12 protein-coding genes are annotated in these 12542 nt (G+C 66.3%); 5 read left to right on the forward strand and 7 right to left on the reverse strand.

What is annotated here, in order from left to right; translation table 11 throughout:
- Positions 1 to 168 precede the first annotated feature (168 nt).
- Entirely contained in the window at positions 169 to 1170 is a 1002-nt protein-coding gene (locus tag C8J42_RS10675) for a beta-eliminating lyase-related protein (protein WP_133020066.1), read from the forward strand.
- Positions 1167 to 2090, forward strand: coding sequence for an EamA family transporter (locus C8J42_RS10680; RefSeq protein ID WP_133020067.1), 924 nt, complete (start codon positions 1167 to 1169; stop codon positions 2088 to 2090). The genes C8J42_RS10675 and C8J42_RS10680 overlap by 4 nt, the downstream gene beginning before the upstream one ends.
- Here the strand turns inward: C8J42_RS10680 and C8J42_RS10685 are convergent.
- Positions 2003 to 2839 (reverse strand): NAD(P)-dependent oxidoreductase, encoded by an 837-nt coding sequence (locus C8J42_RS10685; RefSeq protein WP_133020068.1) that lies wholly within the window; start codon positions 2837 to 2839, stop codon positions 2003 to 2005. The genes C8J42_RS10680 and C8J42_RS10685 overlap by 88 nt on opposite strands.
- On the reverse strand, positions 2836 to 4542 hold the full coding sequence (locus C8J42_RS10690) for a M28 family metallopeptidase (protein ID WP_133020069.1): 1707 nt from the start codon (positions 4540 to 4542) through the stop codon (positions 2836 to 2838). Before C8J42_RS10690 ends, C8J42_RS10685 begins: the two co-directional genes overlap by 4 nt.
- A gap of 106 nt (positions 4543 to 4648) precedes the next feature.
- Here C8J42_RS10690 and pepN point away from each other — a divergent pair, with 106 nt between their 5' ends.
- Positions 4649 to 7237, forward strand: a complete 2589-nt coding sequence (gene pepN, locus C8J42_RS10695; RefSeq protein WP_133020070.1) for an aminopeptidase N — start codon at positions 4649 to 4651, stop codon at positions 7235 to 7237.
- Between the two features lie 132 nt (positions 7238 to 7369).
- Here the strand turns inward: pepN and C8J42_RS10700 are convergent, their stop codons facing one another.
- Together C8J42_RS10700 and C8J42_RS10705 are read right to left on the reverse strand one after the other, a co-directional pair.
- A complete protein-coding gene (locus C8J42_RS10700) occupies positions 7370 to 7819 on the reverse strand; it encodes a nucleoside deaminase (RefSeq protein WP_243644308.1) in 450 nt (149 codons plus the stop codon).
- 39 nt (positions 7820 to 7858) lie between these two features.
- Positions 7859 to 8077 (reverse strand): hypothetical protein, encoded by a 219-nt coding sequence (locus tag C8J42_RS10705; RefSeq protein WP_056487387.1) that lies wholly within the window; start codon positions 8075 to 8077, stop codon positions 7859 to 7861.
- Between the two features lie 182 nt (positions 8078 to 8259).
- Here C8J42_RS10705 and rpmB point away from each other — a divergent pair, with 182 nt between their 5' ends.
- Positions 8260 to 8559 (forward strand): 50S ribosomal protein L28, encoded by a 300-nt coding sequence (gene rpmB / locus C8J42_RS10710; RefSeq protein WP_056053386.1) that lies wholly within the window; start codon positions 8260 to 8262, stop codon positions 8557 to 8559.
- A 71-nt stretch (positions 8560 to 8630) separates the two neighbouring features.
- Here rpmB and C8J42_RS10715 read toward each other — a convergent pair whose 3' ends face one another.
- Positions 8631 to 9656 carry an esterase-like activity of phytase family protein gene (locus C8J42_RS10715; RefSeq protein WP_243644310.1) on the reverse strand — a complete coding sequence of 342 codons (1026 nt, stop codon included), beginning with the start codon at positions 9654 to 9656 and terminating at the stop codon, positions 8631 to 8633.
- 156 nt (positions 9657 to 9812) lie between these two features.
- Between C8J42_RS10715 and C8J42_RS10720 the strand changes: the two genes are divergently transcribed.
- Positions 9813 to 10208 (forward strand): glycine zipper 2TM domain-containing protein, encoded by a 396-nt coding sequence (locus C8J42_RS10720; RefSeq protein WP_056066597.1) that lies wholly within the window; start codon positions 9813 to 9815, stop codon positions 10206 to 10208.
- 292 nt (positions 10209 to 10500) lie between these two features.
- On the opposite strand, the gene C8J42_RS10725 is transcribed toward C8J42_RS10720, so the two are convergent.
- The gene (locus C8J42_RS10725; protein ID WP_133020071.1) at positions 10501 to 11019 is read right to left on the reverse strand and encodes a phosphoribosyltransferase family protein; all 519 of its coding nucleotides are present in this window, start codon (positions 11017 to 11019) and stop codon (positions 10501 to 10503) included.
- Between the two features lie 139 nt (positions 11020 to 11158).
- Positions 11159 to 12505, reverse strand: a complete 1347-nt coding sequence (locus C8J42_RS10730; RefSeq protein WP_107954100.1) for a cystathionine gamma-synthase family protein — start codon at positions 12503 to 12505, stop codon at positions 11159 to 11161.
- Between the last annotated feature and the right edge of the window lie 37 nt (positions 12506 to 12542).

Here is a 12542-nt window from a genome sequence, read left to right on the forward strand (position 1 = left end):
GCCGGGGCCCAATTGGAAAGGTTGCAGTAACGATGCGCAGCCCGTCGTTACCTACCGCCCCCACTTGGGCCCCGGCCTTCGCCGGGGTGGAAGACTAGAAGCGGGGATCTGCACCCGAGCAAGTGCACCCCCGTTGACGCCAACACCGCATCGCAGCATGTCTCCCCCATGCGCTTCTTCTCCGACAACGCCGCCAAGATCCACCCGCAGGTCATGGCCGCGATCGCCGCCGCCGACACGCTCGACACCGCCTATGCCGGCGACGCGTGGAGCCAGCAGCTCGACGGCCGCCTGTCGGAACTGTTCGAGACCGACGTCGCCGTCCTCTGGGTCCCCACCGGCACCGCCGCCAACTGCCTCGCGCTCGCAGCACTCTGCCCCCCGCACGGCGGCATCGTTTGCCACCGCGATGCGCACATCCAGAACGACGAGGGCGGCGCGCCCGAATTCTACACGCACGGCGCCAAGCTGTTCCTCGCCGACGGCGACGGCGCCAAGCTCACCCCCGACACCATCCGCACCGTCCTCGACGCGATCCCCGACGACGTCCACCGCGTTCAGCCGCACGCGATCTCGATCACCAACGCCACCGAATATGGCCGCGTCTACCAGCCGCACGAGGTCGCGGAGATCGGCGCGCTGGCGAAGGAGCGCGGGCTCGGCTTCCACATGGACGGCGCGCGGTTCGCCAACGCGATGGCGCGGGTCGGCTGCTCGCCCGCCGACATGACGTGGCGCGCGGGCGTCGACGCGCTGAGCTTCGGCTTCGTCAAGAACGGCGCGATGAGCGCGGAAGCTCTGATCTTCTTCAAGCCCGACCTCGCCGCGGTCACGCAATACCGCCGCAAACGCGCCGGGCTGCTGCTGTCGAAGGGCCGGTATCTCGCCGCGCAGATACTTGCGATGCTCGACGACGACCTCTGGCTCGCCAACGCCAGGGCTGCGAACGACGCCGCCGCCAGACTCGCCACCGCCGCCGGCGACCGCGTCGTCCACCCGGTCGAGGCAAACGAAGTCTTCCTCCGCGCCACGCCGGAAGAAGCCGCAGCCCTCCGTGCAAAAGGCTTCGACTTCTACGACTGGGCAGCCGGCGAGATCCGCCTCGTCACCGCATGGGACAGCCCGGCGGACGCGGTCGCCCTGCTCGCCGATGCGATCCGGGAGTTATGACCCCCGGCCCCACCGACCCACCACAGTCGACCCGCGCGGCCGTACTGATCCCGTTCGGCATCGTCACGCTGATCTGGGGCTCGACCTGGCTCGTCATCCGCGACCAGATCGCGGTGGTGCCGCCGAGCTGGTCGATCAGCTACCGCTTCCTCGTCGCCGGAATCGCGATGGCGATCTACGCCAACATCAAGCGTGAAAGCTTCAAATTCGACGCGCGCGGCTACGCGTTCGCGGCGGTGATCGGCATCGCGCTGTTCACGTTCAACTTCAACTTCGTCTACCGCGCCGAGCATTACGTTACTTCGGGACTCGTCGCGGTGGTGTTCGCGCTCCTGCTCGTCCCCAACGCGATCTTCGGCCGCATCTTCCTCAAGCAGCGCCTGGGTCGCCAGCTGATGCTCGGGTGCGCGGTCGCGATGGCGGGGGTCGCGCTGCTGTTCGTCAACGAGGCGCGGGTCGATCCGCACGGGCCGCGCTCGGCGACGATCGGCATCGTCCTGACGCTGTGCGGCGTGATGGCCGCGTCGGTCGCCAACGTCATCCAGGGTAGTGCGTTCGCGAAGCGCTATCCGATGGCGCCGACGCTCGCGATGGCGATGCTGATCGGCGCGAGCCTTGATGCGGCGTTCGCCTGGATCACCACCGGGCCACCGGTGTTCGAGCCGCGCTTCGGCTATGTCGCGGGCATCCTCTATCTCGGCGTGTTCGCCTCCGCTCTCGCCTTCCCGCTCTACTTCAACGTCATCCGCGCGATCGGCCCGGCAAAGGCGGCCTATTCGGGCGTGATCGTGCCGGTGATCGCAATGCTGCTATCGACGATCTTCGAGCGCTATCACTGGTCGACCCTGGCCGTCGCCGGCGCGATCCTGTCGGGCATCGGCCTCATCATCGCACTCAGCGCTCGCAGACCGGCACGGTAGTCGGGCCAGGCGGGCGTCCAGCCAAGCACGCGCTTGGCCTTGCCGTTAGCAACCCGCCGGTTCTCGTTATAAAACCCGCGCCCCATCGCCGATAGCTCCTCGAGCGTCACGAACGGCGGCGCAGGCATCCCGAGCAACACTGCCGCGAACGCCACGACGTCGTTCTGCGACGCGGGCACGTCGTCCGCCAGATTATACGCCCCCGCCGGCGCATCGAACCCGGCGATCACACCCGAGACGATATCGTCGACATGCGCGCGACTGAATACCTGTCCGGGTTGCTCGATCCGGTGCGCCTTGCCCTGCCGCACCCGATCGAGCGGCGAGCGGCCGGGACCATAGATTCCCGGCAGGCGGAACGTCCGCGCACCAATGGCTAGCCAGTCCGCATCCGCCGCTGCCCGCGCGCTCCTGCGACCGCCACCGATCGGCGCCGTCTCGTCCACCCACGCGCCTTGCGCATCGCCGTAAACGCCCGTCGACGACAGATACCCGAGCCAGGCCCGCGTCCGCAGCAACAACGAGCCGTAGCGCCCGAGCACCGGGTCCGCCTCATGCTCGGGCGGCACCGACGACAGGATGTGCGTCGCCGCCGCGATCTCCGCCGTCACCGCATCCGTATCGTCGAACCGGAGCGTACCGTTGCGCCCGTCCCGCGTCGTGCCAACGACATGCCAGCCATCCGCCGCGAGCCGCTCGGCGAGCCGCGACGCGGCGTAGCCGAGACCGAAGACCAGCAACCGGCTCATGGCGCCACCGCCGCGCCGGCCATCGGCCCCTTGTACAAAGTCCCGAAATAGTCGCCCGCGTTCCACACCGGCCGCTGCGCGCCATCGGCGATCTCGCGCGCGATCCGGTAGTTCGCATCGACGAACCGCACGCCCTGATCCCACAGGATCGGCTGCGTCAGATCGTCCGACGGCTTGTGATAATTGTTCGCCATGAAATACGCGACCGCCGCCTTGCCCGGCCCCTTCTGACCCGGCCACAGGAACACCGACGGAATCCCCTTCTGGACGAAGCGGAAATGATCCGAGCGGACGAAGATGCCCTCCTCCGGCATCGGATCGGGCGACAGGCCGACGCCGATCGCCGCCACCGCCTTCTGCACGATCGGGCCGATCGTCGAGCGCTCGGCGCCGAACACGACCATGTCCTCGAACTTGTAGGTCAGGATCGGCATGTCGAGGTTCACGTCCGCGACGATCGAGGTCAGCGGCACGGTCGGGTGGTTGGTGAAGTAATCGCTGCCGACCAAGCCCTTCTCCTCGCCGGTGACCGCCAGGAACATGATCGTACGCTTGGGCGCCTGCCCGCTGGCCGTGAAGCGCTTGGCCTCCTCGATCAGGCTGGCGATGCCGATCGCGTTGTCGAGCGCGCCGTTGTTGAGCGCGTCGCCCTTCACGGGCTTGGTGATGCCGATGTGATCGAGATGCGCGGAGAGCACGACGACCTCCTTGCCGACCACCGGATCGCTGCCCGTGATCACGCCGACGACGTTGCTGCTCGCGGCGGGCACGAAGCTCGTCTTGGTCGCGACGGTCAGCGTACCGACCAGCGGCACCGCCTTGAACTTCGCGTTGTCGCCGTTCGCCTGCTTGACGACCTTGCTCCAAGGCGTCTTCGAGCCAGCGAACAGCTTAGTCGCGCCGACCATGCTGACCGTCCCGAGCGACGGCGCGCGCGGCGCATCGACCTTCCCCGTGCCGTCGGGGTTCGCCCACGTCATCCGCGGCGTCGCGTAAAACTCCGCCATCTTGCCGAAGGTCCGCACCTTGGCCGAGCGCGGGCTCTCCAGCGTGATCACGCCGACCGCGCCCTTGGCCTGCGCGATCGCCGCCTTGGTCCCGCCCGAGCCGAAGAACGCACGCTCCTCGCCACCGAACCGCGCGGGCGAGCCGCCGAAATAGGCGACGATCTTGCCGCGCACGTCGACGCCCTTGTAATCGTCCTGACCATATTGCGGCGCGTCGATGCCGTAGCCGACGAACACGACGGGCGCCGACACGCTGGTCTCCGCCTTCGCCCCATTCGCGGCGGGCACGTAATCCTCACCGAACACGAGCGGCGGCACAGGCCCGCGACCGGTCCAGACGAAATCGCCCTTGCTCGCCGCCTTGTACGACACGAGCGGCACGGTCTGGAGATAGCCGCCCTGATCGCCACCGGGACGAAGCCCCGCGGCGTAGAATTGCGCGGCGACATATTGCGCGGCGATGTCGAACTCGGGGCTGCCGGCCTCGCGACCCTTCATCGCATCCGACGCGAGAAACAGCACATGCGCCTTCATCGCCGCCTGATCCGCCGGCAGCGGCGCGGCGAGCTTGGCGTTCAACTCGGCGATGTTGGGGGTAGTCACCGGAGCCGGCGCGGGGGCAGCTTGGGGCGCAGTCTGAGCAAGGGCAGAGGTAGAAAGCGCGAGCACCGCGAGCGCGCCGATAGGACGATACATCCGGAAATCCTTGCAAAGGGAACGTGTTGCAGCGGCGTAGCATCCACCGTCACCCGCGCAAGCTTTGGCTGGCGATAGGCGGCTACTGCCCTATATTCGCAAACATATGCTCGATATCCAGAACAGTCTCGCCCACCCGCTCGTCATTCGCCGCGAGGACTATACCCCGCCCGAGTGGCTGGTCCCCGAGACGAAACTGGACCTCGACCTCGATCCCTCCACCACCCGCGTAACGGCAGCGCTGTCGGTCACGCGCAACGGCGATCACGCCGCACCGCTGCGGCTCGACGGCGCGGGCCAGAAGCCGCTCTCGGTCACGGTCGACGGCGTCGCGATCAACGACTGGCGGATCGACGGCGAACAGCTCGTCATCCCGCTCACCGGCGCCGCGCATGTCGTCGAGACTCAGGTCGAGATCGCCCCCGATCGCAACACGCAGTTGATGGGGCTCTACGCATCGGGCGGCAATCTCTGCACCCAGTGCGAGGCGGAAGGCTTCCGCCGCATCACCTACTTCCCCGACCGCCCCGACGTGCTCAGCGTCTATTCGGTCCGGATGACCGCCGACAAGAAGCACTTCCCGGTGCTGCTCGCGAACGGCGACCCGGTCGAACAAGGCGACTCGGATGACGGCCGCCACTGGGCGACGTGGCACGACCCTTTCCCGAAACCCTCCTACCTGTTCGCACTGGTCGCCGGCGATCTCGCGGTGAACCGCAGCAGCTTCACGACCATGTCGGGCCGCGAAGTGTCGCTCGGCATCTGGGTGCGCGAGGCCGACCTGCCGAAAACCGACCACGCGTTGAAGGCGCTCGAGCTCGCGATGGCGTGGGACGAGACGACCTATGGCCGCGAATACGACCTGGACGTGTTCAACATCGTCGCGGTCGACGACTTCAATTTCGGCGCGATGGAGAACAAGGGCCTCAACATCTTCAACTCGCGCTACATCCTGGCTGACCCGGATACCGCGACCGACTACGACTATGACGCGATCGCCGCGGTCGTCGCGCACGAATATTTCCACAACTGGTCGGGCAACCGGATCACCTGCCGCGACTGGTTCCAGCTGTCGCTGAAGGAAGGCTTCACGGTCTACCGCGACCAGGGCTTCTCCGCCGACCAGGGTTCGCGCGCGGTCAAGCGGATCGAGGACGTCCGTGGCCTGCGAGCCTCGCAATTCCCCGAGGATTCGGGCCCGCTCGCGCACCCCGTGCGCCCTGAATCCTACCAGGAGATCTCGAACTTCTACACAGCGACGATCTACAACAAGGGCGCCGAGCTGATCCGGATGATGGCCGCGATCCTTGGCCCGAACGGCTTCCGCGCCGGCACCGACCTGTATTTCGACCGCTACGACGGCACCGCCGCCACCTGCGAGGATTTCGTCACCTCGATGGAGGAAGGCGGCAAGGTTGACCTTGCCCAGTTTCGCCTCTGGTATTCGCAGGCGGGTACGCCGCGCGTCTCGGCAAGCCTTTCGCATGACGGCGATCGCGCCACGCTACGTCTCGCGCAGCAAGTGCCGGCGACGCCGGGCCAGCCGGTGAAGTCGCCGATGGTGCTGCCGCTGCGGGTGAAGCTGTTCGGTGCCGAATCGGGTGCGGCGCTAACCGATGAGCTCCTCGTCTTGTTCGACGACACGCTCGACACGATCGAATTTGAAGGCCTCGCCGAACGCCCGGTGCTGTCGATCAATCGCGGTTTCTCCGCGCCCGTGGTGGTCGAGAGCGACCGCACCGCCGCCGATCTCGCCTTCCTCAGCGCACACGACGACGATCCGTTCGCGCGCTACGAAGCGATGCAGCAGCTGATGCTCGACACGCTGGTCGCGTCGGCCGGCGGTCATGCGGATCACGAGGGCGTCATCGCCGCGGTCGCGAACACGCTCGCCAACACCGATCTCGACCTCGCATTCGTCGCAGAGGCGGTGTTGCTGCCGTCGGAGAGCTTCATCGGCGACCAGATGGCCGTCGTCGACCCTGAGACGATCTTCCGCGCGCGGGAGGCGCTGCGGCGCGATCTCGGCACGCGTCTGGAGACGCAGTGGCGGCAGGCTTACGCGCGGGGTGAGGGTCAGCCCTACGCCTATACGCCGGAGGGCAAGGGCCTGCGTCGCCTGCGAACCGTCGCACTCAGCTATATAGCGGCCAGCGGCGCGGCGGATGCGCCCGACCTCGCGTTCGCGCAGTTCGATTCGGCGGACAACATGACCGACCGGATGGGTGCGCTGACGACGCTGGTCAGCAGCGGGTCGGACATCCGCACGACCGTGCTCGACATCTTCTACAGCCAATATTGCGACAACCCGCTGGTGCTCGACAAGTGGTTCCAGGCGCAGGCTCAGTCGTCGCGCGACGATACCGGCGCAGTCGTCGTCGCGCTCGTCGAGCACGCCGACTTCACGTTGAACAATCCCAACCGCGCCCGCTCGCTGATCGGCGCGTTCGGGGCGAACCAGCGGGCGTTCAACAACGCCGACGGGAGCGGCTATCGGTTCCTCGCGGACCAGCTGATCGCACTTGACCGCCTGAACCCGCAGACCGCGGCGAAACTCCTCCCGCCGCTGGGTCGCTGGCGCCGGTTCGACGCGGCGCGCGCTGGGCTGATGCGCGCGGAACTGGAGCGGATCGTGCGGACGCCGGGGTTGTCCAAGGATTTGTTCGAGCAGGCCTCGAAAAGTCTAGAGGGGTGAACCTGATCCTCACCTGCAAGGGGAGGCGGCAGCGCATTGCGCTGACGGAGGGGTGACGCGCCGTCGATAGAGTGTCACCCCTCCGTCGCTTCGCGCCACCTCCCCTTGCAGGGGAGGATCATGGAGAATGCTCTACCGGCGACTCGCAAAGAACTCCCGCAGGATCCCCGCCGCCTCGGTCTCCGCAATCCCCGCATAAACCTCAGGCCGATGATGACACGTCGGCTGGCCCAAGAACCGCGGTCCATGCTCGACCGCCCCGCCCTTCGCATCCGCCGCCCCATAATAGAGCCGCGCGATCCGGGCATGCGCGATCGCCCCGGCACACATCGCACAAGGCTCCAGCGTCACCCAGAGATCGCATCCCTCGAGCCGATCGCTGCCCAGAACCAGAGCAGCAGCGCGAATCGCCTGGATCTCGGCATGCGCAGTCGGATCGCACAACGCCCGCGGCGCATTCGCCCCCGTCGCAATAATAACGCCGTCCTTAACGACAACGGCGCCGACCGGGACTTCCCCAGCCAGCGCCGCATCGCGCGCCGCGTCGAGCGCGCGGCGCATGGGTTCGGGGACGGGGAACATAGCTTCAGGCCCTGCCCCGCCGCCCGCCCCGCGTAAAGATCAGTTCGGTGCCTGGCTGTTGCCCGGCTTCTCGACGTTGATCGTCGGCACCGCCACGGTCTTGTTCTCGGTGCCGAGCGTCACCTTGGCGACGTCGGCCTGGAACTTCGGCGCCTGAACGACGCCCTGGCGGGTCTGGTCGATGTTGATGATCCCGAAATACATCAGGCCGACCACGACCAGCACGACGATCGCGACGAGAGACAAGAGCGTACGCATGGGACATCCCCTTTTATTGAACAGTTCGATAGCGTAACAACGTCGTCGATCGCCGTGGGTTGCACAATGCTCATTGCGGACGACCGAGGACACGTTTGACGTGAATCGGTTGACGAAAGCCGGCGTGCCAGCTATCCGCGCGCCTTTCCGGGGTTCCTCCCGACACTTGAATAGGTAATCACATGTCGCGCATCTGCGAACTGACCGGCAAGGGCCGGATGGTCGGGAACAACGTCTCCCACGCCAACAACAAGACCAAGCGCACGTTCCTGCCGAACCTGCAGAACGTCACGCTGCTTTCCGATTCGCTCGAGAAGGGCGTCAAGCTGCGCGTCTCGACGCACGGCCTGCGCACCGTCGAGCATAACGGTGGCCTCGACAACTGGCTGGTGAAGGTCTCGGACGACAAGCTGTCGCTCCGCGTTCGTCGCCTCAAGCGCGAAGTCGTCAAGAAGATCGCAGCATCGGCCGTCGCCGCCTAACAGCGACGTCGTAATGCGATCACCGCGGCCCGCCCTGCACCTCGCAGGGCGGGCCGTCGGCGTTTGTGGGGTTAGTGGTCCAGCCTGAACTTCAGCAACAGCGTCCGCTGGAGAAACATCTGGTTGTCGTCCGACACGATCCACACGATCGTCGCGCCGTTCTCGACCGTCGTGTCGATCCCCTCGAAATTATCGTGGATCAGCGGCGCGTCGATCGTCGCGATCAGGCGGCCGCGTGCGATTCGCCCCGCCGCCACGTCGCGCGCCACGACTCGCGATATCCGCGCCAAGAACGTAAACGGCAGTCGGAAACCACGATCGAGCACCAGCAGGTCGCCGTTCGGCAGCGCGGTGACGTCCGACGGATCGTAGCGCCCGAACGGTTCGTACGCGAATCGCTCAGGCACCCCCGTCCCGGTCGGATCACCCGCGAAGATCAGCGCCTGCCGCGTGTGCAACCGTTCGCCTTCCGACCCGGTCCAGTCCGGCCGACGCGCATGCGCCTCCTCGCTGATCACCACGAAACGCCCGTCGGGCAGCCGCGCCATCGATTCGGGTCCGCCGTTCGACGGCCATTTCCGCATCGCCTCAGGCATCACCCGCGCCTCGTACCGCGCGAACCCCGCGGCATAGCGCCAGATCGAATTGTCATCCTCGAAGCCGACCCAGATCTTTCCCGTGACGGGATCGATCGCCATCGATTCGCTGTCGCGGTCGCGTTTCTCCCAGCCAATGCCGGGACCCGCAGGCAGGTTCTCGAACGCGACCCGGTGCGGGAGCCAGTCGGCGCCCATGTCGAACTGGACGATGTTGCCGCCATCGCTCAGCAGCGTGAAACGGTTGCCGGTCGACGCCGGCCCGACATCGAGCGACGAGAATCCCCCGAACGCCGGATCGCGACTGTCGAGCGCCACCCCGCCAAGATAGGTAAGCCCGCCAAAGCGCACATGCCGCGGGTTGGTCCGGTCGAGCATCACGCGAGTCGCGGTCAACTGCGCACGGCTGCCGAGCAGGTCGAGCCGCGCTTCGCCCGACCAAGTCGGCACGATCGCGCAGACGCTCACGGCGACGAACAGGACAGTGATCAGACGCCGCATCGCGTCCCTCATAGGGTGTCCGGCGATCCGCGGAAGCATGAACAGCGGATAACGGAGGCATTCAGGCTCGGCTCAATGCGAATCACTCATAAGCGTCTCATCGAGGATGGAAGCACGGCCCCCGCCGCCGCCGAAATCCCCAACGGGAGACGCACGATGTTCAAGACTTTTACTCTCGCCGCCAGTGCCCTCGCATTGGGTGCGACCGCCCTCGTTCCCGCCGCCGCCGATGCGCAGCGCTGGGGCTCGCGCTACGAGCGTGGCTACGATGGCTACCAGGGTGGCGGCTATCGCGACAATGGCTACGATCGTGGCTATCGCGGCGACTACCGCGAATATCGCGGCAACGACCGCCGTTACAACGCGCGCAGCCGTCGCGGCTGCGACAACACCGGCGGCACGATCATCGGCGCACTCGCCGGCGGCCTGCTCGGTCACACCATCGCCGGTCGTGGTGACCGAACGCTCGGCGCGGTCCTAGGCGCGGCCGGTGGTGGCCTTGCCGGCAACGCGATCGATAAGTCGGATAACCCCGGGTACTGCCGGCGGTAAGCCCGGCAACGGGCCGGTGCTCGCCGCGAAAGCGGTCGAGCAACCGCCGGCACGGACGGCGGGCAGGCTAAGCCTGACCCGACCGACGACGGCTTCGCCGACGTCGCGCCCGTTCGAGCTACCCAACCAGTTTCCCAGTTCCCTCGCGTAGCGTATCGAGGGCGAGGGCCGGCTTCCCGTACGGGAGCCGGCCCTTTGTTCGTCTATCGTTTTCCTGCGAACGCAGGAATCCAGGGTGACCCAGCCCAGCCACCGCAACCCTGAGCTCCTGCATCCGCAGGAGAACAAGAAGTTACGCGATCCGGTCCGGGACCTCGGCCGCATCCTGCGCAATCGCCGCATCAGGCGCCACCGCTTCCCACGGAAACACGAACCAGTCCTTCGTCACAGCCCGGTCGATCGTCCGCGCACAATACTCGATCCGCTCCGCCGAACTTACGTTATCGATCAACATCGCAAACCGCACCGCGCCCTCGACAGCACCCGCCGCCGCCAGCGCGCGCCGCAGATGCGTGATCGTCCGCCCCGAATCATTGATGTCGTCGACAAACAACAGTCGCTCACCCCCCCGCGTCCGCGCGGCAAGCTTCACCAGCGGTTCGTCGGCAAAGTCCTTCACCTGGCTCGAATAATCGACCGACAGTGTCGGCAGTCCAATCGCGTGGCTGAGGAATACCGCCGGCACGAGCCCGCCGCGGCCGATGCCGATGATATAATCGGGTTTCCACTCGGTATCCTCGACGAGCTTGGCGGCGAGGATGTGCACGGCAGTGACGAACTCGTGCTGTCGGATAGGGGTAAAGATCGGCATCGGTAGGATGCTAGCGGGTCAGGGCGAAGACTTCACCCAAAACCCGCCACATTACCATCTTGTTTCCCCGCGAAGGCGGGGACCCAGTCTGGGCTCCCGCCTTCGCGGGAGAACAAGAAGCGGGCATTATCCTAGCGGCTCAGATCGTATCCAGCGCCTGCTCGAAATCGGCGATCAGATCGTCCGGGTCCTCCACCCCGATAGAGATCCGCACGAGGTTGTCCGTGATCCCCAGCGCCTGCTTGCGCGCATCGGGCACCGACAGATGCGTCATCCCAGCTGGATGGCTGGCCAACGTCTCCGTCCCGCCGAGCGACACCGCCAGCTTGGCAATCTTGAGCGCATCGAGGAACGCAAAGCTCTCCCGCTCACCGCCCTTGAGATACAGCGAGAAGGTCGAACCGCCCCCGGTGCAATGGCGACGATAGATGTCCGCCTGCCGCTCCATACCCGGCTCGTCCTCAAGGAAGCCCAGATAAGCGACCCGCTCCACCTTCGGATGGTGACGGAGAAAAGCGCAGACCTTGGCCGCGTTCTCGCCCGCACGGCTCATTCGCAGTTCGAGAGTCTCTAGTGATCGCAACAACATCCACGCGGTATTCGGATCGGTGATCGTCCCGATCGTGTTCCGCATTGTGCGGATCGTGTTGATGTGCTCCTTCGTGCCGAGCACGCCGCCCGCGACGAGATCCGAATGCCCGCCGACATATTTGGTCAGCGAGTACACCACGATATCCGCGCCATGCTTGAGCGGCTGGAACCACAGCGGCCCGAGGAACGTGTTGTCGATCGCGATCGGTGGCTTCTCACCCTTGAAGATCGCGTCGCGACTCGCAGCCACGGCCTCGACGTCGACCAGCGCGTTGGTCGGGTTCGCCGGGCTTTCGAGATAGATCAGCGCGACGTTACCGGTCGCCGCCTCGGTCATCACCGCATCGATCTCTTCACGAGTCGCACCCGCCGGGAAGTCGAGCCACTTCACGCCGAACTTGCCGAGCACGCGGCCGATCAGCGTCTCGGTCGCCGCGTACAACGGCCCCGAATGGACGATCGTGTCGCCCGGCTTGACCATCGCGAGGAACAGCGTGGCGATCGCCGACATGCCCGACGAGAAGGCGAGCGCGTCCTCCGCCTCTTCCCAGACGCCGAGGCGATCTTCGAGAATCTCCTGGTTCGGCCCGTTGAAGCGCGAATAGACGAGCCCCTCGGCCCCGCCCGGACGCTTGCCGGTGACGCCTTCGAAGTGGCGCTTGCCCGCCGCCGCATTGGGGAACACGAAGGTCGACGTGAGGAAGATCGGCGGCTTCAGCGAGCCTTCCGACAGCGCGGGGTCGTAACCGTGCCCCATCATCAAGGTCGACGGCTTCAGCTTGCGCCCGCCGATCTTCTCGACCTCGGGCTTCGGCGCGACGCGTGCCGCTACGCCGGTCAAGTCCGCTTCGGTTTCGGCGGGGACTGCGCCGGCGTTTTCGGGGGTATCGGACATCAATATGCTCCTGCGTGGCCCGTCTTATGCGGGCCGA

The sequence above is a fragment of the Sphingomonas sp. PP-CE-1A-559 genome, assembly GCF_004340965.1.
Classification (GTDB): domain Bacteria; phylum Pseudomonadota; class Alphaproteobacteria; order Sphingomonadales; family Sphingomonadaceae; genus Sphingomonas.